This is a genomic window from Pseudomonas sp. ASL4 (assembly GCF_056680395.1).
In genome coordinates this window covers 6,989,325-7,010,466 of the sequence record NZ_CM155280.1, presented here as the reverse complement: position 1 = coordinate 7,010,466, position 21,142 = coordinate 6,989,325, and the positions used below count along the sequence as shown (strand labels likewise).

The 21,142-nt window shown below is 59.3% G+C and carries 20 protein-coding genes; 12 read left to right on the top strand and 8 right to left on the bottom strand.

Going from position 1 to position 21,142, the window contains the following annotated elements; genetic code table 11:
- Positions 1 to 17 precede the first annotated feature (17 nt).
- The 3 genes from AC1MEW_RS32105 (at position 18) to AC1MEW_RS32095 (ending at position 1,845) form a co-directional block, all read left to right on the top strand.
- Positions 18 to 488, top strand: a complete 471-nt coding sequence (locus AC1MEW_RS32105; protein ID WP_322270594.1) for a nuclear transport factor 2 family protein — start codon at positions 18 to 20, stop codon at positions 486 to 488.
- 40 nt (positions 489 to 528) lie between these two features.
- Positions 529 to 825 (top strand): GIY-YIG nuclease family protein, encoded by a 297-nt coding sequence (locus AC1MEW_RS32100; RefSeq protein ID WP_322270595.1) that lies wholly within the window; start codon positions 529 to 531, stop codon positions 823 to 825.
- 84 nt (positions 826 to 909) lie between these two features.
- Positions 910 to 1,845, top strand: a complete 936-nt coding sequence (locus AC1MEW_RS32095; RefSeq protein ID WP_480424842.1) for a glutathione S-transferase family protein — start codon at positions 910 to 912, stop codon at positions 1,843 to 1,845.
- Between the two features lie 99 nt (positions 1,846 to 1,944).
- On the opposite strand, the gene AC1MEW_RS32090 is transcribed toward AC1MEW_RS32095, so the two are convergent.
- Positions 1,945 to 2,295, bottom strand: a complete 351-nt coding sequence (locus AC1MEW_RS32090; protein WP_201200831.1) for a glutaredoxin family protein — start codon at positions 2,293 to 2,295, stop codon at positions 1,945 to 1,947.
- A complete protein-coding gene (gene yejK / locus AC1MEW_RS32085) occupies positions 2,295 to 3,299 on the bottom strand; it encodes a nucleoid-associated protein YejK (RefSeq protein ID WP_201200832.1) in 1,005 nt (334 codons plus the stop codon). The genes AC1MEW_RS32090 and yejK overlap by 1 nt, the downstream gene beginning before the upstream one ends.
- A 486-nt stretch (positions 3,300 to 3,785) precedes the next feature.
- Between yejK and AC1MEW_RS32080 the strand changes: the two genes are divergently transcribed.
- Complete coding sequence (locus AC1MEW_RS32080) at positions 3,786 to 4,067, top strand: HU family DNA-binding protein (RefSeq protein ID WP_007905514.1); 282 nt, start codon at positions 3,786 to 3,788, stop codon at positions 4,065 to 4,067.
- A 200-nt stretch (positions 4,068 to 4,267) separates the two neighbouring features.
- Here AC1MEW_RS32080 and rlmF read toward each other — a convergent pair whose 3' ends face one another.
- The 5 genes from rlmF to AC1MEW_RS32055 form a co-directional block, all read right to left on the bottom strand.
- Positions 4,268 to 5,290: a 23S rRNA (adenine(1618)-N(6))-methyltransferase RlmF gene (gene rlmF / locus AC1MEW_RS32075; RefSeq protein ID WP_322270596.1), complete on the bottom strand. Its 1,023-nt coding sequence runs from the start codon at positions 5,288 to 5,290 to the stop codon at positions 4,268 to 4,270.
- Between the two features lie 235 nt (positions 5,291 to 5,525).
- Positions 5,526 to 8,372: a valine--tRNA ligase gene (locus AC1MEW_RS32070; RefSeq protein WP_201200839.1), complete on the bottom strand. Its 2,847-nt coding sequence runs from the start codon at positions 8,370 to 8,372 to the stop codon at positions 5,526 to 5,528.
- Between the two features lie 213 nt (positions 8,373 to 8,585).
- Positions 8,586 to 8,969 carry a DNA polymerase III subunit chi gene (locus tag AC1MEW_RS32065; protein WP_322270598.1) on the bottom strand — a complete coding sequence of 128 codons (384 nt, stop codon included), beginning with the start codon at positions 8,967 to 8,969 and terminating at the stop codon, positions 8,586 to 8,588.
- Between the two features lie 8 nt (positions 8,970 to 8,977).
- Positions 8,978 to 9,406 (bottom strand): DNA polymerase III subunit chi, encoded by a 429-nt coding sequence (locus AC1MEW_RS32060; protein WP_201200843.1) that lies wholly within the window; start codon positions 9,404 to 9,406, stop codon positions 8,978 to 8,980.
- Between the two features lie 60 nt (positions 9,407 to 9,466).
- Complete coding sequence (locus AC1MEW_RS32055) at positions 9,467 to 10,957, bottom strand: leucyl aminopeptidase (protein WP_480424839.1); 1,491 nt, start codon at positions 10,955 to 10,957, stop codon at positions 9,467 to 9,469.
- Positions 10,958 to 11,264: 307 nt separating this feature from the next.
- Between AC1MEW_RS32055 and lptF the strand changes: the two genes are divergently transcribed.
- The 8 genes from lptF to pdxJ all read left to right on the top strand — a co-directional run bounded on the left by lptF (position 11,265) and on the right by pdxJ (position 19,704).
- Positions 11,265 to 12,383, top strand: a complete 1,119-nt coding sequence (gene lptF, locus AC1MEW_RS32050; RefSeq protein ID WP_201200847.1) for an LPS export ABC transporter permease LptF — start codon at positions 11,265 to 11,267, stop codon at positions 12,381 to 12,383.
- Positions 12,376 to 13,443 carry an LPS export ABC transporter permease LptG gene (gene lptG / locus AC1MEW_RS32045; RefSeq protein WP_201200849.1) on the top strand — a complete coding sequence of 356 codons (1,068 nt, stop codon included), beginning with the start codon at positions 12,376 to 12,378 and terminating at the stop codon, positions 13,441 to 13,443. Before lptF ends, lptG begins: the two co-directional genes overlap by 8 nt.
- A gap of 171 nt (positions 13,444 to 13,614) precedes the next feature.
- Positions 13,615 to 15,414, top strand: coding sequence for a translation elongation factor 4 (lepA, locus tag AC1MEW_RS32040; protein WP_201200850.1), 1,800 nt, complete (start codon positions 13,615 to 13,617; stop codon positions 15,412 to 15,414).
- Positions 15,415 to 15,419: 5 nt separating this feature from the next.
- Complete coding sequence (gene lepB / locus AC1MEW_RS32035; RefSeq protein ID WP_480424836.1) at positions 15,420 to 16,274, top strand: signal peptidase I; 855 nt, start codon at positions 15,420 to 15,422, stop codon at positions 16,272 to 16,274.
- Positions 16,275 to 16,458: 184 nt separating this feature from the next.
- Positions 16,459 to 17,148 carry a ribonuclease III gene (gene rnc / locus AC1MEW_RS32030; RefSeq protein WP_201200852.1) on the top strand — a complete coding sequence of 230 codons (690 nt, stop codon included), beginning with the start codon at positions 16,459 to 16,461 and terminating at the stop codon, positions 17,146 to 17,148.
- Entirely contained in the window at positions 17,141 to 18,043 is a 903-nt protein-coding gene (gene era, locus AC1MEW_RS32025) for a GTPase Era (protein ID WP_123405550.1), read from the top strand. Before rnc ends, era begins: the two co-directional genes overlap by 8 nt.
- 175 nt (positions 18,044 to 18,218) lie before the next feature.
- The gene (recO, locus tag AC1MEW_RS32020; RefSeq protein ID WP_322270600.1) at positions 18,219 to 18,908 is read left to right on the top strand and encodes a DNA repair protein RecO; all 690 of its coding nucleotides are present in this window, start codon (positions 18,219 to 18,221) and stop codon (positions 18,906 to 18,908) included.
- Positions 18,909 to 18,957: 49 nt separating this feature from the next.
- Positions 18,958 to 19,704 carry a pyridoxine 5'-phosphate synthase gene (gene pdxJ / locus AC1MEW_RS32015; protein WP_201200854.1) on the top strand — a complete coding sequence of 249 codons (747 nt, stop codon included), beginning with the start codon at positions 18,958 to 18,960 and terminating at the stop codon, positions 19,702 to 19,704.
- A 357-nt stretch (positions 19,705 to 20,061) separates the two neighbouring features.
- On the opposite strand, the gene AC1MEW_RS32010 is transcribed toward pdxJ, so the two are convergent.
- A complete protein-coding gene (locus AC1MEW_RS32010; RefSeq protein WP_322267881.1) occupies positions 20,062 to 21,087 on the bottom strand; it encodes an IS110 family RNA-guided transposase in 1,026 nt (341 codons plus the stop codon).
- Between the last annotated feature and the right edge of the window lie 55 nt (positions 21,088 to 21,142).

The following is a 21,142-nucleotide window of genomic DNA, read 5'->3' as shown; positions in this document are numbered from 1 at the left end:
GCGAACGGAGCCTGCCCATGAGTGATGTCCACAACGCCCTGATCACCCGGTTCTACCAGGCCTTCCAGCGGTTGGATGCCGATGCCATGGCTGCCTGCTACACCGACGACGTGGTGTTTAGTGATCCGGCGTTCGGCGAGTTGCGCGGCCGTGACGCCGGCGACATGTGGCGCATGCTCACCACTCGGGCCAAAGATTTTTCCCTGATTTTCGATAACGTGCGCAGCGACGAGCGCACGGGCGGTGCTCACTGGGTGGCGACGTATTTGTTCAGCCAGACCGGCAACATCGTGATCAACGACATCCAGGCGCGTTTCGTGTTTCGCGATGGCAAGATTTGCGAGCATCACGACAACTTCGATCTGTGGCGTTGGTCGCGTCAGGCACTGGGCACAAAAGGCTTGTTGTTGGGCTGGACGCCACTGGTGCGCAACGCCGTTCGCGCCCAGGCCTTGAAGGGGCTGAAGGCATTCCAGGCCAGTCGCTGATAAGATCGCGGCTTGTTTCCTTTCAAGCCTTGATCGCCACGTGAACACCCTCAGCGAAATCCCCGCCGACACCCCGGTGAGCAAACCCTGGTTCGTCTACCTCGTGCGCGCGGCCAATGGTTCGCTCTACTGCGGGATCAGCGACGATCCGGTGCGCCGTTTTGCCAAGCACCAAAGCGGCAAGGGCGCGCGGTTTTTCCTCTCCAGCCCCGCCATGGCACTGGTCTACACCGAAGTCTGTCGCGATAAAAGCGAAGCGCTGCGTCAGGAACGGCTGATCAAAAAACTCAAAAAAAGCGCCAAAGAGTGCCTGGTGGGCACTTATCAACCTGACTGATCAGTTCCCATAAAGCAGATCTGTAGGCCGCTCACCGATTGAGCGCTAAGCTGCGAACTCCTTATCCGTGGGTTGGAGCCGAGCATGTCAGAGTTGATTCTTCACAATTACCCGACGTCCCCTTTTGCAGAAAAGGCTCGCCTGCTGCTGGGCTTCAAGGGCTTGTCCTGGCGCTCGGTGAAGATCTCGCCGGTGATGCCAAAACCCGATCTGACCGCGCTCACGGGCGGCTACCGCAAGACGCCGGTGTTGCAGATCGGCGCCGATATTTATTGCGACACCGCACTGATCGCCCGTCGCCTGGAGCAAGAGAAAGCTCTGCCGGCGTTCTTCCCGGAAGGTCAGGAGATGATCGCCGCGACCTTCGCTGCCTGGGCGGATTCGGTGGTGTTCCAGCATGCGGTCAGTCTGGTGTTCCAGCCGGAATCGGTGGCCGTGCGTTTCGGTAAGTTGGCGCCGGAAGCGATCAAGGCGTTCCTGGCCGATCGTGCCGGGTTGTTCAGCGGTGGCAGCGCTACGCGGTTGTCGGCGGAGCAGGCTCGGCACCAGTGGCCGACGATCATCGGGCGCCTCGAACAACAGCTTCAGCGCGAGCAGGGCGACTTCCTGTTTGGCGAGCCGTCGATTGCCGACTTTTCCCTGGCTCACTGCCTGTGGTTCCTCAAGGCGACGCCCGTGACTTCACCGTTGGTTGACGCCTATCCGGCGGTTTCGGCGTGGTTGGGTCGGGTGATGGGTTTTGGTCACGGTGCGTTTAGCGAGATGACGGCCGAGGAGGCGCTGGAGGTGTCGCGCAATGCCACGCCGGCTGCGTTGCCGGGCGAGTCGTTCGATGAGCCTAACGGGTTTGAGGTGGGCCAGCAGGTGGTGATCGCGGCCACTGACTATGGTGTTGATCCGGTGGCGGGTGAGCTGGTGTTTGCGGGGCGTGAGGAATTGATTTTGCGCCGTGAAGACGAACGTGCGGGTGTGGTGCATGTGCACTTTCCGCGGTTCGGATTTCGGATCGAAAAACACTGAACCCTGTAGGAGCGAGGCTTGCCCGCGAAGGCGTCATCACTGGCGCTAAAAGCTTCGCGGGCAAGCCTCGCTCCTACGGGTTTTGTGTGAGGCATTGATTTACTTCAGGGCGGCGAGAATTTCGTCAGGGTCATACCCGCGAATCAATGTGCCGTTGACGTCGATCAACGGTATCCCACGCCCACCCAGCGCTTCATAGGCCTTGCGCGCCTCGGCGTCCTTCTCGATATCGAATTCCTTGTATGGAATCCCCTTCTGGTCGAGAAAGCGCTTGGTCAGCTTGCAGTAGCCGCACCAGTCGGTGGCGTAGAGCACGACGTTGGCCTTGGCCTGCGTTTGCTCGGACACCACTTGCGCCGGGTGGATGTACCGCTCGATCTTGCCCCAGTTCTGGTAAACCACGACCACCAGCAAGATCAGCAGGAATTTCTTCAGGATGCCGTTCAGCATCAGTTGCGCCGCTTGAGCTGGTCAGTCAGTTGGGTCGGCAAGCCCTTGATGATCAGCGTGCCGGCTTCTTCGTCGTATTCGATCTTCGAGCCCAGCAGGTGCGCTTCAAAGCTGATGGACAGCCCTTCAGCGCGCCCGGTGAAGCGGCGGAACTGGTTCAGGGTGCGCTTATCCGCCGGAATCTCCGGGGACAGGCCGTAATCCTTGTTGCGGATGTGATCGTAGAAGGCTTTCGGGCGTTCTTCGTCGATCAGCTCCGAGAGTTCTTCCAGGCCCATCGGCTCGCCGAGTTTGGCTTGGCTGCTGGCGTAATCAACCAGGGTTTTGGTTTTCTCGCGGGCGGACTCTTCCGGCAAGTCTTCGCTTTCGACGAAGTCACTGAAGGCTTTGAGCAAGGTGCGGGTTTCGCCGGGGCCGTCGACGCCTTCCTGGCAGCCGATGAAGTCGCGGAAATACTCCGAAACCTTTTTGCCGTTCTTGCCTTTGATAAACGAAATGTACTGCTTGGATTGCTTGTTGTTCTGCCACTCGGAGATGTTGATCCGCGCCGCCAGGTGCAACTGGCCCAGATCAAGGTGGCGGGACGCGGTGACGTCCAGCGCTTCGGTCACGGCAACGCCTTCGCTGTGGTGCAACAGGGCGATGGCCAGGTAATCGGTCATGCCTTGCTGGTAGTGCGCAAACAGCACGTGGCCGCCCACCGACAGGTTCGACTCCTCCATCAGCTTTTGCAGGTGTTCCACCGCCACCCGGCTGAACGCCGTGAAATCCTTGCCGCCGTCGAGGTATTCCTTCAGCCAGCCGCTGAACGGATGCGCCCCGGACTCGGCATGGAAGAAACCCCAGGCCTTGCCTTGTTTGGCGTTGTAGCTCTCGTTGAGGTCGGCGAGCATGTTCTCGATGGCGGTGGACTCTGCAAGTTCCGAGTCGCGAGCGTGAAGAACTGCAGGTGTGCCGTCGGGTTTTTTGTCGATCAGGTGGACGATGCAATGACGGATCGGCATGGGCTTCTCGGCTGATTGAAGAGAGGAGGGCGTGCTCCCCCAAAAAGTGCCAAGTGTACCGCAAACAGGCCAGCACGCCCCCTTTGTAGGAGCTGCCGAAGGCTGCGATCTTTTGATCTTGTTTTTTAAAATCAAAGTCCAAAGATCGCAGCCTTCGGCAGCTCCTACAGGGGCGGGAAGGCAAAATCGCCGGTGCGCGATGGCCCTTATGCAGTTTTTTACCGGTTTAGAGCAATAAAGCTGACCAAATGGGTAGCAAGAGGCGGATATTTCCCCGTCTCTGTGCTAGTTTTGCCCCGTCTTACGCGAAGTCACTGCGTTAAGCGTGCATTCAGCATTTGTCAGGTCGAACCAAACCCTGATTTCGGTATCTATAACCCCGACTCGTCGCGGTTATGGCCGAGGGTGCCAGATCCAGAAGATCGGGCTCGATGGCTGACACTGCACTCTGCAATCCATATGAATTTGATAGGGAAGGAACACTACATGGCTCTTACTAAAGACCAACTGATCGCCGACATCGCTGAAGCTATCGACGCGCCAAAAACCACCGCGCGTAACGCTCTGGACCAACTGGGCCAAATCGTTGCCGATCAGCTGGAAAACGGCGGCGAAATCACTCTGCCGGGTATCGGCAAACTGAAAGTGACCGAGCGTCCTGCCCGCACTGGCCGTAACCCTTCGACTGGCGCGGCCATCGAAATCGCTGCCAAGAAAGTTATCAAGCTGGTTGTGGCCAAAGGCCTGACCGACGCTGTTAACAAGTAAGACGCAGTAAAAAAAGCCGTGCACCGGAGTGATCCGGGCACGGCTTTTTTGTGTCTGCGATTCGGCCCTTAAAACACCTCGAAACCAATGTGGGAGCGGGCTTGCTCGCGAAGGGGCCTTAACATTCAGCATCAATGTTGAATGTTAGACCGTATTCGCGAGCAAGCCCGCTCCCACAGTTGATCTGCGTCGCTAGTGACTCAGCCCTTGCGAACCCAGCGCTCGCGCCAGACTTGCTGCTCGGATTTGGTCTGGAAGGTCCAGGCAACGAAGCGACTTTGCTTCTGCCCTTGGGACATTTCCACGACCTGGCTTTCCAGGACGCCGGCCTTTTTCAGCGCGGTCTGGATCGCTGGCAGGTTCGAGGCTTTCGACACCAGCGTGCTGAACCACAGCACTTTGTGTTGGAAGCTCGCGCTTTCGGCGATCAGTTGGGTCACAAAGCGTGCTTCGCCACCTTCACACCACAATTCGGCGGATTGACCGCCAAAGTTCAGCACCGGCAGTTTGCGTTTCGGGTCGGCACGGCCCAGGGCGCGCCATTTACGCTCGCTGCCCTTGGTGGCCTCGTCCATCGACGCGTGGAACGGCGGGTTGCACATGGTCAGGTCGAAGCGTTCGCCGGGCTCGAGCAGGCCCAGCAGAATGTGCTTGGGATTGCTTTGCAGTCGCAGCTGGATGGCTTTGTTCAGCCCGTTGGACTGGACGATGGCTTTGGCGGCGGCCACGGCCGTAGGGTCAATTTCCGAACCGAGGAAGTGCCAGCGGTAGTCGCTGTAGCCGATCAGCGGATAAACGCAGTTGGCGCCCATGCCGATATCGAGCACTTTGACCGGAGCGCCACGCGGGATCTCGCCGTCGTTGACGCTGGCCAGCAGGTCGGCCAGGAAGTGCACGTAGTCGGCACGCCCCGGAACCGGTGGGCATAGGTAGTCAGCCGGGATGTCCCAGTGGGCCACGCCGTAGAACGACTTGAGCAGCGCCCGGTTGAACACCCGCACCGCGTCAGGGCTGGCGAAGTCGATGCTTTCCTTGCCATACGGGTTGAGGATCACGAACTTCGCCAGTTCCGGCGTGCTCTTGATCAGCTCCGGGAAGTCGTAACGACCCTGGTGACGGTTGCGCGGGTGCAGGCTGGCCTTCGGACGTGGTTCCACGGCGTTGGCCGGGGTGGCGGAGTCAGGCTTCTTGCGCGCAGGGCGGGGTGTGCGGGGGGCGTTCATGGGTGTGGTCGATTCGGGTATGGCTGAAAGTGGGGGGCATTGTCCCACAGACGATGGCCGCGCGGGGATCCTGTAGGAGCGAGGCTTGCCCGCGAAGGCCGCGACACGGTCAATAAGATACACCGCGTTATCGTTCTTCGCGGGCAAGCCTCGCTCCTGCGGACAGCATGGGAGAATGTGGCGGGCATAAAAAAGGGAGGCCACAAGGCCTCCCTCCTTCATTGCGATTTAGCAGTTACAAACTGGCAATCCGCGCATGTTGCTCCGCCAACTTGCCCAAGGCCTGTTCAGCTTCGGCCAATTTGGCGCGTTCCTTGTCGATGACTTCAGCCGGGGCCTTGTCAACGAAACCAGCGTTGGACAGTTTGCCGCCCACGCGCTGGACTTCGCCCTGCAAACGCAGGATTTCCTTGTCCAGACGCGCCAGTTCGGCGTCCTTGTCGATCAGGCCGGCCATCGGCACCAGCACTTCCATCTCGCCAACCAGAGCGGTAGCGGACAGCGGTGCTTCTTCGCCAGCAGCCAACACCGTGATCGACTCCAGACGCGCCAGCTTCTTCAGCAGCGCTTCGTTCTCGGTGAGACGACGCTGGTCTTCGGCACTGACGTTTTTCAGAAACAGGTTCAGCGGCTTGCCTGGACCGATGTTCATCTCGGCGCGAATGTTGCGCGTGCCGAGCATCAGCGTCTTCAGCCACTCGATGTCATCTTCGGCGCCCTGATCGATGCGTGCTTCGTTGGCCACAGGCCAAGGTTGCAGCATGATCGTCTTGCCTTCGATACCGGCCAGCGGCGCGATGCGCTGCCAGATTTCTTCGGTGATGAATGGCATGAACGGGTGCGCCAGACGCAATGCGACTTCCAGCACCCGAACCAGGGTGCGGCGGGTGCCGCGCTGGCGTTCAACCGGGGCGTTTTCGTCCCACAGCACAGGCTTGGAGAGTTCCAGGTACCAGTCGCAATACTGGTTCCAGATGAACTCGTACAAGGCTTGTGCCGCCAGGTCGAAGCGGAACTGGTCGAGTTGACGGGTCACTTCGGCTTCGGTGCGTTGCAGTTGCGAGATGATCCAGCGATCCGCCAGGGACAGTTCGTAGGCTTCGCCGTTCTGGCCGCAGTCTTCGCCCTTGTCCAGAACATAACGCGCAGCGTTCCAGATCTTGTTGCAGAAGTTGCGATAGCCTTCGACGCGGCCCATGTCGAACTTGATGTCACGACCGGTGGACGCCAGCGAGCAGAAAGTGAAGCGCAGAGCGTCGGTGCCGTAGCTGGCGATGCCGTCGGCGAACTCGTCGCGGGTCTGCTTCTCGATCTTCTTCGCCAGTTTCGGCTGCATCAGGCCGTTGATGCGTTTGTGCACCAGGTCTTCCAGCTCAATACCGTCGATGATGTCCAGCGGGTCCAGGACGTTGCCCTTGGACTTGGACATCTTCTGGCCCAGGCCATCGCGTACCAGACCGTGAACATAAACGGTCTTGAACGGAACCTGCGGCGTGCCGTCTTCGTTCTTCACCAAGTGCATGGTCATCATGATCATCCGGGCAACCCAGAAGAAAATGATGTCGAAACCGGTCACCAGCACGTCGGTGGAGTGGAATTTCTTCAGGAACTCGGTTTGCTCAGGCCAGCCGAGCGTGGAGAAGGTCCACAGGCCCGAACTGAACCAGGTGTCGAGAACGTCGTTGTCCTGCTGCAACGCAACGTCCGGGCCGAGGTTGTGCTTGGCACGTACTTCGGCTTCGTCGCGACCGACGTAGACTTTGCCCGACTCGTCGTACCAGGCCGGAATCCGGTGGCCCCACCACAGCTGACGACTGATGCACCAATCCTGGATGTCGCGCATCCACGAGAAGTACATGTTTTCGTATTGCTTTGGCACGAACTGGATGCGGCCGTCTTCAACGGCAGCAATCGCAGGCTCGGCCAATGGCTTGGTCGACACGTACCACTGGTCGGTCAGCCACGGCTCGATGATGGTGCCGGAGCGATCGCCTTTCGGCACTTTCAGGTTGTGATCGTCGACGCTGACCAGCAGGCCGGCCGCATCGAACGCAGCAACGATCTGCTTGCGCGCTTCGAAGCGGTCGAGGCCAGCGTATTCTGCCGGGATCTTGCCGTCGATGCTTTCGTTCAGCGTGCCGTCGAGGTTAAACACCTGACAGGCCGGCAGGACGGCGGCGTTCTTGTCGAAGATGTTCAGCAGCGGCAGGTTGTGGCGCTTGCCGACTTCATAGTCATTGAAGTCGTGGGCCGGGGTGATTTTCACGCAGCCGGTGCCGAATTCAGGGTCGCAGTAATCGTCGGCGATGATCGGGATGCGGCGGCCAACCAGTGGCAGCTCGACAAACTTGCCGATCAGGGCTTTATAGCGCTCATCGTTCGGGTTAACCGCGACGGCGGAGTCGCCGAGCATGGTTTCCGGGCGAGTGGTCGCGACGATCAGGTAATCGTTGCCTTCAGCAGTCTTGGCGCCGTCGGCCAGCGGGTACTTCAGGTTCCACAGGAAACCTTTCTCGTCGTGGTTTTCCACTTCGAGGTCGGAAATCGCCGTGTGCAACTTAGTGTCCCAGTTGACCAGGCGCTTGCCGCGGTAGATCAGGCCGTCTTCATGCAGGCGCACGAAGGCTTCTTTAACGGATTCCGAGAGGCCGTCATCCATGGTGAAGCGCTCACGGCTCCAGTCTACGGACGAGCCAAGGCGACGGATCTGACGGCTGATGTTGCCGCCGGATTCATCTTTCCATTCCCAGATTTTCTCAAGAAATTTCTCGCGGCCCAGGTCGTGGCGGCTCTGGCCTTTGGCTTCGAGCTGACGCTCCACCAGCATTTGCGTGGCGATACCGGCGTGGTCGGTGCCCGGCTGCCACAGGGTGTTGCGACCCTGCATGCGACGGAAACGGATCAGGGCATCCATGATCGCGTTGTTGAAGCCGTGACCCATGTGCAGGCTGCCGGTGACGTTCGGCGGCGGGATCATGATGGTGTAGGACTCGCCCGCGCCTTGCGGGGCGAAGTAATTCTCGGACTCCCAGGTGTTGTACCAGGAAGTTTCAATGGCGTGCGGCTGGTAGGTCTTATCCATGCGCGGCGGGACCCTATTGGCATTTATTCAGGAAAAGCCGGCAAGTATAGCGGGGCATGGGGCATAGGGCGAGCAGGGGCGGACAGCACGCATTTTCTGTCAGTGGCGCAAATCAATGTGGGAACGAGCCTGCTCGCGATGCAGGCGCCTCGGTCTTTCATGAGACCGAGGTTATGCAATCGCGAGCAGGCTCGCTCCCACAGGGATAGATGCTTATTCGTACTGGCTGAGCAACCGCTCCATCCGCGCATCCAGCCGACGTTTGATCTCGGTTTCAATATGCGGAGCGAAGTCGTCGATCACGTCTTGCATGATCAATTGCGCGGCGGCGCGCAGTTCGCTGTCCAGGTGCAGCAGGGCGTCGGGGCCTTTGCTGGCGGCCGCTGCCGGTTGGGCGGCAGGGGCGGGAGGCGGTTCGACGGCTTGCGGCGCGGCGCTAACGTTATCGAACAACATCGGAATCTGTTCCTGATCACCGTCATGGACCGTGTCGGTCAGCAACGGCGGTTGCAGGTTGTCATCACCGAGCAGTTGGCGGATCGACTCAAGGTCATCCAGCAGGTGCGCGGACTTTTGCTGCGGTTTTGGAGTGTCCATCGGAATGCTCAGAGTCGCTGTAAACGGTGATCTTGCAGAGGATAGCCCTGTTCGCGGTAGAAACGGAAACTCTCCCGCGCAGCCGCACGAATCGTCGGATCTTCCACCACCACTTCCGCCACTCGGGCGAATTTGTTGGCAAAGGCCGGGACTTTCAGGTCGAGATTGACCAGCAGATCCTGATGCGCACCGCAGTCATCGCCAAGTCCCAGGACAATCAAACTGTCCGGTTCGCTTTCAGCGGGACCGTGAGGTACGAAGGTTTCACCTTTGAACGTCCACAGGCGTGCATCGAGGTCGTCACGCTGGGCGGCATCGCTGCAATGCAGGTAGATGCGGTGCCCCATGCGCCAGGCTTTTTCGGTGAGCTTGCAGGCAAAGTCCAGCCGCGCTGATGGATCGGCGCTGGGCAGGATATAGAAGTCGACTTTGGTCATTGCGGTTCCTGAGCCTTGTACGGCGTCACTCGAAAGTGACGCCGTACAAGTTCATTGGTTTCAGGCTTTGGCGCGGTCCAGCAGGTATTGGGTCAGCAGAGGAACCGGACGGCCAGTGGCGCCCTTGTCCTTGCCACCGCTGGTCCACGCGGTGCCGGCGATGTCCAGGTGCGCCCAGTTCAGGTTCTTGGTGAAGCGCGACAGGAAGCAGGCCGCAGTGATGGTGCCGCCCTTCGGGCCGCCGATGTTGGCGATGTCGGCGAACGGGCTGTCCAGCTGCTCTTGATACTCATCGAACAGCGGCAGTTGCCAGGCGCGATCGTCAGCCGCTTGGCCGGCGCTCAGCAGTTGACCGATCAGTTCGTCGTTGTTGCCCAGCAGGCCCGAGGTGTGGGCGCCCAGTGCAACGACGCAAGCGCCGGTCAGGGTTGCGATGTCGATCACGGCTTGTGGCTTGAAGCGCTCGGAGTAGGTCAGTGCATCGCACAGCACCAGACGGCCTTCGGCGTCGGTGTTGAGGATTTCCACGGTCTGGCCGCTCATGGTGGTGACGATGTCGCCAGGACGCGAAGCGTTGCCGCTCGGCATATTCTCGGCGCAGGCCAGGATGCACACCAGGTTGATCGGCAGTTTCAGCTCGAGCACAGCACGCAGGGTGCCGAACACGCTGGCCGCGCCGCCCATGTCGTACTTCATCTCATCCATGCCGGCGCCCGGCTTCAGGCTGATGCCGCCGGTGTCGAACGTGATGCCCTTGCCAACCAATGCGTACGGCTTCTCGGATTTCTTGCCGCCGTTGTATTGCATGACGATCAGGCGCGGTGGCTGGGCGCTGCCCTGGCCAACGGCGTAGAACGAGCCCATGCCCAGGTCCTTGATCTTCTTCTCATCGAGGACTTCGACTTTCAGGGTTTTGAATTCTTTGCCCAGGTTCTTGGCTTGTTCACCAAGGAACGTCGGGTGGCAGATGTTCGGCGGCAGGTTGCCCAGGTCGCGGGTGAATGCCATGCCGTTGGCGATAGCGGTGGCGTGGGCCACGGCGCGCTCGACTTCAGCCTGGGCAGCCTTGATGGTCACCAGGGTGATTTTCTTCAGGGCGCGAGGTTCGGCTTTCTGGCTCTTGAACTGGTCGAAGGTGTATTCGCCGTCCACCAGGGTCTCGGCCAGCAGGCGGGTCTTGCCGTAGCTATCGCGGCCCTTGACCACCACTTCATCCAGCGCCAGCACAGCGTCAGTGCCGCCCAGACCTTTCAGGGTGTTGAGGACGCCGGCGATGATTTTGCGGAATGGACGGTCGCCCAGTTCTTCATCCTTGCCCACGCCAACCAGCAGCACGCGCTCGGTTTTGAGGTTTGGCAGGCTGTGCAGCAACAGGCTCTGGCCGACTTTGCCGGCCAGGTCGCCGCGCTTCAAAACGGCGCTGATGGCGCCGCCAGTCAGTTCGTCGAGTTGTTTGGCGACGGCGCCGAGCTTGCGGTTTTCGCCGACGGCGACCACCAGAGTGGCGGTTTTCAACGTTTCTGGGCTAACGCTTTTTACAACCAGTTCCATGTCCGGGTCCCTGAATTAATGGTCAACACGCAGCGTTCGGCAGTGTGCACAAACGCCTGCTTATATAGATAGAAAGACGCAGGTCACGGCCCGCGACAAAGGCCGCAGTTTGAACCCCGCTACCGGCGCCTGACAACCCTCGGTTGTACGATCTTCGGTGCTTTGACCACCTGCTTGAGCATGCGCAGTGACAGGCGCACCCAATCACAGGATAATGCGCCATCTTTTTCGGTGGCTCTGCCCTGCGGGCCACCCGATACGTTTGCTTGTTTGGCCGCCTTAGCCTGACAACCCTGGAGTGTCTGGTTTGATTGTCTTCCGTTATCTATCCCGCGAAGTCCTGTTGACCTTGAGCGCCGTCAGCGCCGTGCTGCTGGTCATCATCATGAGCGGTCGCTTCATTAAATACCTCGCGCAGGCGGCTTCGGGCCAATTGGACCCGAGTTCACTGTTCCTGATCATGGGCTTTCGCCTGCCGGGCTTCTTGCAGCTGATCCTGCCATTGGGTCTGTTCCTGGGCATTCTGCTGTCGTATGGCCGGCTGTACCTGGAAAGCGAAATGACCGTGCTGTCGGCCACCGGCATGAGCCAGCAGCGTCTGCTTCGCATCACCCTGTTTCCCGCCACCCTGGTGGCGCTGGTCGTGGCCTGGCTGAGCCTGAGCCTGGCACCGCAAGGGGCTAATCAGTTCCAGTTGTTGCTGAACAAGCAGGACGCCCTGACCGAGTTCGATACCCTTGAACCGGGTCGCTTCCAGGCCTTGCGTGACGGTACGCGGGTGACCTACACCGAGCAGCTGTCGGCGGATCGCGTCAATCTGGCCGGCGTGTTCATTTCGCAGAAGAATATTTCCTCCGACCAAAAGGACCGCGGGATTTCCGTGCTGGTGGCCGAGAAGGGTCGTCAGGAAATCCGTCCCGATGGCAACCGCTACCTGATTCTCGACAACGGCTATCGCTACGACGGTAATCCGGGGCAGGCCGACTACCGGGCCATCAAATATGACGAGTACGGCGTTTTGCTGGCCAAGCCGGACGTCAGCGACGAAGTCACGGACCGTGATGCAATGACCACCAACTCCTTGCTGGCCAGTGACGATGTGCGTTCGCGCGCCGAGCTGGAGTGGCGCCTGTCCTTGCCATTGCTGGTGTTTATCGTGACCCTCATGGCTGTTCCGTTGTCGCGGGTCAATCCGCGCCAGGGCCGATTCCTCAAGCTGCTGCCGGCGATTCTTCTATATATGGCTTACCTGACCATCCTGATTGCCGCGCGCGGTGCCCTCGAGAAGGGCAAGATCCCGACAGCACTTGGCCTGTGGTGGGTGCATGCGATCTTCCTGGTCATCGGTCTGGGGTTGCTCTACTGGGAGCCCATGCGCTTGAAGATGGCGAGTCGCCGCGCTGCGCTGGAGGTGGCTCGTGGTTAAGCTCGATCGCTACATTGGTGGCAGCGTTCTCATGGCGATCCTGGCGGTGCTGGGGATCATTCTCGGTCTGGCGACGCTGTTCGCCTTCATCGATGAAATGAGTGACGCCAGCGATACCTACACCTTGATGGATGTCTTGAGCTACGTGCTGCTCACGGCGCCGCGACGTCTTTACGACATGTTGCCGATGGCGGCGCTGATCGGTTGCCTGATTGGTCTCGGCAGCCTGGCCAGCAACAGCGAACTGACCATCATGCGCGCCGCCGGTGTATCCATCGGCCGGATCGTCTGGGCGGTGATGAAGCCGATGCTGGTCCTGATGATCGTGGGTGTGTTGATCGGCGAATACGTGGCGCCCGCCACCGAGAATGTCGCTCAGGCCAATCGCTCCCTGGCACAGGGCAGTGGTGATGCACAAAGTGCAAAGCACGGTTTGTGGCATCGCCAGGGTGATGAGTTCATTCACATCAACTCCGTGCAGCCCAATGGGGTGCTGTATGGCGTGACTCGTTATCGCTTCGACAAAGAGCGTCACATGTTGTCGGCCAGCTTCTCCAAGCGTGCGGAGTTCGACAAGGATCACTGGACGTTGAGCGACGTCACTACCACGCTGTTCCATGAACAGGAAAAGCGCACTGAAGTGGTGAGCGCCCCGGTCGAACGCTGGGATGTGGCCTTGAGCCCGCAATTGCTCAATACCGTGGTAATGACCCCTGAGACGCTGTCGATCAGCGGTTTGTGGAGTTACATCCACTATCTGGCTGACCAGGGCCTGAACAATGGCCGTTACTGGCTGGCATTTTGGGTCAAGGTATTGCAGCCGTTGGTCACTGCCGCGCTGGTGCTGATGGCCATTTCCTTCATCTTTGGTCCGCTGCGTTCGGTGACCCTGGGTCAGCGGGTGTTTACCGGCGTACTGGTCGGCTTCACCTTCCGCATCGTTCAGGATTTGCTCGGGCCTTCGAGCCTGGTGTTCGGTTTCTCGCCGCTATTTGCGGTGCTGGTGCCGGCCACTGTCTGTGCCTTGGCCGGGGTCCTGTTGTTGCGTCGGGCCGGGTGATTCCGGGTCTTTCCTGACTTTTCCGGTTGCTCGAAACGCCCTTGTCGCAAGACCGGGGCGTTTTTGTATTCTCCGTCTGACCTGCGAACGTGACGCTTGCGCCGTGGATCAGGTACAATTCCCGGCTATTTTTCGGCGGGCTATGCCTGCAGCCTTTTTGAGTGTTGATCCGTGAGTGATTTGAGTCATATCCGCAATTTCTCCATCATCGCCCACATTGACCATGGCAAGTCGACGCTGGCCGATCGCTTCATCCAGATGTGCGGCGGCCTTGCCGAGCGCGAAATGGAAGCCCAGGTTCTGGACTCCATGGACCTGGAACGTGAACGCGGGATCACCATCAAGGCCCACAGCGTTACCCTTTATTACACCGCCAAAGATGGCATCAAATACCAGCTGAACTTCATTGACACCCCGGGCCACGTCGACTTCACCTATGAAGTCAGCCGGTCGCTGGCAGCGTGTGAAGGTGCATTGCTGGTGGTCGATGCCGGTCAGGGCGTCGAAGCGCAGTCGGTTGCCAACTGCTACACGGCGATCGAGCAGGGCCTGGAAGTCATGCCGGTCCTGAACAAGATCGACCTGCCACAGGCCGATCCGGACCGCGTCAAAGAAGAAATCGAAAAAATCATCGGCATCGATGCCACCGATGCGGTCGAGTGCAGCGCCAAGACTGGCCTGGGCGTCGACGAGGTGCTCGAGCGTCTGGTCAAGACCATTCCTGCGCCAACCGGCAACTACGAAGATCCGCTGCAAGCGTTGATCATCGACTCCTGGTTCGACAACTACTTGGGCGTTGTCTCCCTGGTTCGCGTGCGCCACGGCCGTGTGAAGAAAGGCGACAAGATCCTCGTCAAATCCACCGGCAAGATCCACCTGGTGGACAGCGTCGGTGTCTTCAACCCGAAACACACCGCCACTGTCGACCTGAAGGCCGGCGAAGTGGGCTTCATCATCGCCGGTATCAAGGACATTCACGGTGCGCCGGTCGGTGACACCCTGACCTTGAACACCACCCCCGACGTTGACGTGCTGCCCGGCTTCAAACGCATTCAGCCGCAGGTTTACGCCGGCCTGTTCCCGGTCAGCTCCGACGACTTCGAAGATTTCCGTGAAGCCCTGCAAAAGCTCACGCTCAACGACTCGTCCCTGCAGTACACCCCGGAAAGCTCCGACGCTCTGGGCTTCGGCTTCCGTTGCGGGTTCCTCGGCATGCTGCACATGGAAATCATCCAGGAGCGCCTTGAGCGCGAGTACGACCTGGACCTGATCACCACGGCGCCGACGGTTATTTTCGAGCTGTTGCTGAAAACCGGTGAAACGATTTACGTCGACAACCCGTCCAAGCTCCCGGACGTGTCTTCGATCGAAGACATGCGTGAGCCGATCGTGCGGGCCAATATTCTTGTACCGCAAGAGCACTTGGGCAACGTCATTACCCTGTGCATCGAGAAGCGTGGCGTGCAGCACGACATGCTGTTCCTCGGGACCCAGGTCCAGGTGACCTACGATATTCCGATGAACGAAGTGGTCCTGGACTTCTTTGACCGTCTGAAATCCACCAGTCGCGGCTATGCTTCGCTGGATTACCATTTCGATCGTTACCAATCGGCTAGTCTGGTGAAGCTGGATGTGCTGATCAACGGTGACAAGGTCGACGCCCTGGCGTTGATCGTGCACCGAGATAACGCGCACTACAAAGGTCGCCAGTTGACCGAGAAGATGAAAGAACTGATTCCGCGCCAGATGTTCGACGTCGCGATCCAGGCCGCCATTGGCGGGCAGATCATTGCGCGAACCTCCGTCAAGGCACTCAGAAAGAACGTATTGGCCAAATGCTACGGTGGTGACGTTAGCCGTAAGCGCAAGCTGTTGGAAAAGCAGAAGGCCGGTAAAAAACGCATGAAGCAAGTCGGTAACGTGGAAATTCCACAAGAAGCCTTCCTTGCAGTGCTCAGGTTGGATAGTTAGGTCCTATGTCACTAAATTTCCCGCTGTTGCTGGTCATCGCCGTATTCGTTTGCGGCCTGTTGGCGTTGCTCGATCTGGTTTTCCTGGCACCGCGTCGGCGTGCTGCCATTGCCTCCTATCAGGGCAGCGTCAGCCAGCCCGATGTGGTGGTGGTCGAGAAACTGAACAAAGAGCCGCTGCTGGTCGAATACGGCAAGTCGTTCTTCCCGGTGTTGTTCATCGTGCTGGTGCTGCGTTCGTTCCTGGTGGAACCGTTCCAGATTCCTTCCGGCTCGATGAAACCGACCCTGGACGTTGGCGACTTCATTCTGGTGAACAAGTTTTCTTACGGGATCCGCCTGCCGGTGATCGACCAGAAAGTCATCGAAGTCGGTGATCCACAGCGTGGCGATGTGATGGTGTTCCGCTATCCAAGCGATCCGAACGTCAACTACATCAAGCGTGTCGTCGGCTTGTCGGGTGACCAGATTCGCTACACCGCTGACAAGCGTCTGTTCGTCAATGGCGAATCGATCGCCGAGCAGCTGGTCGGCTCCGAGCCGGGCACGTTGGGCAGCGCCGAGCTCTACAAGGAAAAACTCGGCGCAGCCGAGCACTTGATCCGCAAGGAAATGAGCCGTTACCGCGCAACGCCGGACCATACCTGGACCGTGCCTGCCGGGCACTACTTCATGATGGGCGACAACCGCGACAACTCGAACGACAGTCGCTATTGGGATGATCCGACTATTCCCAAGGATCTGCTGGGCATGGTTCCCGACAAGAATATCGTCGGCAAGGCCTTCGCAGTCTGGATGAGCTGGCCGGAACCCAAACTCAGTCACCTGCCGAATTTCTCGCGGGTTGGCCTGATCAAGTAATCACCCACGGCGCTGTTGAACACAGCGCCGAATGCATTTCTGGATCCGACACAATCGACCACGAAAGCATGAAGCCAACGATATTCAGGACGTTATTTTTGAACACAGCGTTAATTGTCCCAAGCCTGCGCCGCATCACGGCGATGGCGGTGGAAACCAGCCACGAACTCAGCGTGGGTAAACCGTGAGCGTCTCCTTAAGCCGTCTAGAGCGTCAGCTCGGCTACACCTTCAAGGATCAGGAACTGATGATCCTGGCCCTGACTCACCGCAGCTTTGCCGGGCGCAACAACGAACGCCTGGAATTCCTCGGTGATGCCATCCTTAACTTCGTCGCTGGCGAGGCGCTGTTCGATCGCTTCCCGCTGGCCCGCGAAGGCCAGTTGTCGCGTTTACGCGCACGCCTGGTGAAAGGTGAGACCCTGGCCGTATTGGCCCGTGGTTTCGATCTGGGCGACTACCTGCGTCTGGGTTCCGGCGAATTGAAGAGCGGCGGTTTCCGTCGCGAGTCGATTCTGGCCGATGCCCTGGAAGCGCTGATTGGTGCGATCTACCTCGACGCCGGCATGGACATGGCGCGCGAACGCGTGCTGGCCTGGCTGGCCGGGGAGTTCGAGGGCCTGACCCTGGTCGACACCAACAAAGATCCAAAAACCCGCCTGCAGGAATTCCTGCAGTCGCGCGGTTGTGAGCTGCCACGTTATGAAGTGGTGGATATCCAGGGTGAGCCGCATTGCCGAGTCTTCTTCGTCGAATGCGAAATCACCTTACTGAATGAAAAAAGCCGAGGTCAGGGTGTGAGTCGTCGTATTGCCGAACAGGTAGCGGCCGCCGCAGCACTGATTGCCCTGGGCGTGGAGAATGGCCATGACTGATTCAACTGCAACTCGCTGTGGCTATGTCGCCATCGTCGGCCGTCCTAACGTGGGCAAGTCCACGCTGCTGAACCACATTCTGGGTCAGAAGCTGGCGATCACCTCGCGCAAGCCGCAAACCACCCGTCACAACATGCTGGGCATCAAGACTGAAGGCGCCATTCAGGCGGTTTACGTCGATACCCCGGGCATGCACAAAGGTGGCGAGAAGGCCCTGAACCGCTACATGAACAAGACCGCTTCAGCGGCGTTGAAAGACGTCGACGTGGTGATCTTCGTGGTTGACCGCACCAAGTGGACCGACGAAGACCAAATGGTCCTCGAGCGCGTCCAGTACGTGACCGGCCCGCTGATCGTGGCGCTGAACAAGACCGACCGCATCGAAGACAAAGCCGAGCTGATGCCGCACCTGAGCTGGTTGCAGGAACAGCTGCCGAACGCGCAGATCATGCCGATCTCGGCCCAGCACGGGCACAACCTCGAAGCGCTGGAGCGAGTGATCGCTGGCTACCTGCCGGAAAACGAGCACTTCTTCCCGGAAGACCAGATCACCGACCGCAGCAGCCGTTTCCTCGCCGCTGAACTGGTGCGTGAAAAAATCATGCGCCAGATGGGCGCCGAGCTGCCGTACCAGATCACCGTCGAAATCGAAGAGTTCAAGCAGCAGGGCAAAACCCTGCACATCCACGCCTTGATCCTCGTCGAGCGCGATGGCCAGAAGAAGATCATCATTGGCGACAAGGGCGAGCGCATCAAGCGCATCGGCACCGAGGCGCGCAAGGATATGGAGTTGCTGTTCGACTCCAAGATCATGCTCAACCTCTGGGTGAAAGTGAAAGGCGGCTGGTCCGACGACGAACGCGCCCTGCGTTCGCTGGGTTATGGCGACCTGTAACACCCAGATTTCTGCTACACCGATGAACCCCTGTGGGAGCGAGCTTGCTCGCGATGAGGCCCTGAAATTCAACATCCGTGTTGACTGACAGACCGCAATCGCGAGCAAGCTCGCTCCCACATTGGTTTCTGGTTGTTCATAAGATCGCGTTCCACTATTGAGAACCCTGACTTCCATGTCCCCAACCCCACCCATCGGCCAACTCGCCTACGTGCTCCACTCCCGCGCCTACCGCGAAAGCAGTGCGCTGGTGGATTTCCTCACGCCGCAAGGTCGGCTGCGGGCGGTGTTGCGCAGTGCGCGGGGCAAGGCTGGAACCTTGGCGCGGCCATTCGTGCCGCTGGAAGTCGAGTTTCGCGGGCGCGGTGAGCTGAAGAATGTCGGGCGCATGGAAAGTGCGGGTACTTCGACATGGCTCATCGGTGAGGCGCTGTTCAGCGGTCTTTACCTCAACGAACTGCTGATTCGCCTGTTGCCGTCAGAAGATCCCCATCCCGGGGTGTTCGATCACTACGCCGCGACCCTGATCGCCTTGGCCGAAGGCCGTCCGCTGGAGCCGTTGCTGCGCTCCTTCGAATGGCGACTGCTGGACGATCTCGGGTACGGCTTTGCGCTGAACACTGACATCCACGGCGAGCCTATCGCGCCGGATGGGCTCTACCGTTTGCAGGTGGATGCGGGTCTGGAGCGGGTCTACCTGCTGCAACCCGGGCTGTTCAACGGCACTGAATTATTGGCCATGGCCGAAGCCGACTGGTCTGCGCCCGGTGCGTTGTCTGCTGCCAAGCGTTTGATGCGCCAAGCGTTGGCCGTGCATCTCGGCGGTCGTCCTCTCGTTAGTCGCGAGTTGTTTCGCAAGCCCTGATCACCCCGTATGCTGTGCACCGAACTTTCCCCTCTTCAGGAGCGCTTCCGTGACCACCAGCAATCGCATTCTTCTTGGCGTGAACATCGACCACGTTGCCACCCTGCGTCAGGCCCGGGGCACGCGTTACCCGGATCCGGTCAAGGCAGCACTGGACGCGGAAGAGGCGGGCGCCGATGGCATCACCGTGCACCTGCGCGAAGACCGCCGGCACATCCAGGAGCGCGACGTGCTGTTGCTCAAGGACGTGCTGCAAACCCGCATGAATTTCGAAATGGGCGTCACCGAAGAAATGATGGCGTTCGCCGAGCGCATCCGCCCGGCGCACATTTGCCTGGTGCCGGAAACCCGTCAGGAGCTGACCACCGAGGGTGGCCTGGACGTGGCTGGGCAGGAAGCGCGGATCAAGGCTGCCGTGGAGCGCCTGTCGAAGATCGGTTGCGAAGTGTCGCTGTTCATTGATGCTGACGAGCGGCAGATCGAGGCATCCCGTCGTGTCGGTGCGCCGGCCATCGAGTTGCACACCGGCCGTTACGCCGATGCCGAGACGCCGACTGACGTGGCTGAAGAGCTGAAGCGCGTGGCGGATGGCGTGGCGTTTGGTTTGACTCAAGGGTTGATCGTCAACGCCGGTCACGGCTTGCACTATCACAACGTCGAAGCGGTAGCGGCGATCAAAGGCATCAACGAACTGAACATCGGCCATGCGCTGGTGGCACATGCGTTGTTCGTCGGGTTCAAGTCGGCCGTGTCTGAAATGAAAGCGCTGATCCTGGCCGCCGCTGCAAAAGCTTAAGCATCAACGCATAACCCCTGTGGGAGCGAGCTTGCTCGCGATTAGGCCCTAACATTCAGCAGAGATGTTGACTGGCAGGCCGCCATCGCGAGCAAGCTCGCTCCCACATCTATGGTTCCCCCCTTTTCTGCAATACTGTTTTTGATGATGTGTTTGGCTTGCTTTCATCTATCCGGCGTCTGAGTGGAGGTTGGTCCATTCGCGCCTTGATGAGAATCGATGCCCGGCGATCCTAATTACTTGGACGGCCTTTCAGCCGTGTGGGAGCTCAGGGTTTTCGTCAGGCCGGTTGGCCGTTCACGTCATCTGTTATCCAGCATCGCAAACCAGGTGGGTGGTGCTCGGGTGACAGCGGGGTCAGGCGTTCATCGCGCCTGGCCCCGCATCGAATTCGGTGTGGTGTGCTGCAATCGCCCAGGCGATTCTCGCCAGTTTGTTGGCCAGTGCGCAGACCACATGATTGGAGTGATGGTTGTCCCATAGCCGTCGGACCCAGTCCGCCAGCGCTCCTTTCTGTCGATCCAACTGCATCAGATAGACGCGGGCACACTGGATCAGCAGACGTCTCTGGTTTCGGTCACCCCGCTTGCTGATGCCTAAAAGTACGGTTTTTCCGCCCGTGGAGTGTTGTTTGGGCACTAGCCCGATCGAGGCCGAATAGCCTCGGCCGCACTTGAACTGTTTGCCATCGCCCAACTCGGCAGCCAGGACGCTGGAGGTGATCGGGCCGACACACGGCATCGTCATCAAGCGAACAGCCAGATCATCTTCAGCGGCTTGGCACTCCACTTCCTTATCCAAAGCTTTGACCTGCTCGTGCAAGTAATTGAAGTGCTCACGCAGCCTGGTCAGTAGTTTTTTGATGGAATCGGGAAGTGGATGTGCTTCAAGCAGCGCTGGAAGATCTTTGATGGACTTGAAGCCTGGGGCCAAGCTGATTCCGACTTCCAGGAGGGCTGCGTGAATCCGATTGACGGTAGCAGTACGTTCTTTGATGAACGAATCACGTGTCGAGTTGAGCATGGCCAGCGCCTGCTGAGCCTGATTCTTAGGCGGCACAAAGCGCATTGTTGGACGAGTTGCAGCCTCGCAGATCGCTTCGGCATCAGCGAAGTCGTTCTTGTTGCTTTTCACATACGGACGCACGAGATGCGGAGCAATGAGTTTGGGTATATGCCCCAGTCTTGAGACTTCCTGCGCCATGAAGTGGGCTCCGCCGCAAGCTTCCATCGCAACGGTGCAGGGGTCGAGATTGGCCAGATGCTGGATGAGCGCCGCCCGATTAAACTTTTTGCGGTAAAGCTCATGACCACGATCATCTTGTGCATGCAGATGAAAGGTGTGTTTTCCCAGATCGATGGCGACAACAGCTACTTTGTTCATGGCAACGGTCTCCGATGAGCCCCCTGTGAAAGCTTAGTGGGTGATCACAGGGGGC

Coding starts and splice junctions, on each gene's coding strand:
- rlmF (WP_322270596.1), bottom strand. CDS start 5,290: ATGAACGCCCCCCGCACACCCCGCCCTGCGCGCAAGAAGCCTGACTCC.
- yejK (WP_201200832.1), bottom strand. CDS start 3,299: ATGCCGATCCGTCATTGCATCGTCCACCTGATCGACAAAAAACCCGAC.
- AC1MEW_RS32095 (WP_480424842.1), top strand. CDS start 910: ATGTCAGAGTTGATTCTTCACAATTACCCGACGTCCCCTTTTGCAGAA.
- AC1MEW_RS32010 (WP_322267881.1), bottom strand. CDS start 21,087: ATGAACAAAGTAGCTGTTGTCGCCATCGATCTGGGAAAACACACCTTT.
- AC1MEW_RS32090 (WP_201200831.1), bottom strand. CDS start 2,295: ATGCTGAACGGCATCCTGAAGAAATTCCTGCTGATCTTGCTGGTGGTC.
- era (WP_123405550.1), top strand. CDS start 17,141: ATGACTGATTCAACTGCAACTCGCTGTGGCTATGTCGCCATCGTCGGC.
- lepB (WP_480424836.1), top strand. CDS start 15,420: ATGTCACTAAATTTCCCGCTGTTGCTGGTCATCGCCGTATTCGTTTGC.
- AC1MEW_RS32065 (WP_322270598.1), bottom strand. CDS start 8,969: ATGGACACTCCAAAACCGCAGCAAAAGTCCGCGCACCTGCTGGATGAC.
- recO (WP_322270600.1), top strand. CDS start 18,219: ATGTCCCCAACCCCACCCATCGGCCAACTCGCCTACGTGCTCCACTCC.
- AC1MEW_RS32105 (WP_322270594.1), top strand. CDS start 18: ATGAGTGATGTCCACAACGCCCTGATCACCCGGTTCTACCAGGCCTTC.
- AC1MEW_RS32055 (WP_480424839.1), bottom strand. CDS start 10,957: ATGGAACTGGTTGTAAAAAGCGTTAGCCCAGAAACGTTGAAAACCGCC.
- AC1MEW_RS32070 (WP_201200839.1), bottom strand. CDS start 8,372: ATGGATAAGACCTACCAGCCGCACGCCATTGAAACTTCCTGGTACAAC.
- AC1MEW_RS32080 (WP_007905514.1), top strand. CDS start 3,786: ATGGCTCTTACTAAAGACCAACTGATCGCCGACATCGCTGAAGCTATC.
- AC1MEW_RS32060 (WP_201200843.1), bottom strand. CDS start 9,406: ATGACCAAAGTCGACTTCTATATCCTGCCCAGCGCCGATCCATCAGCG.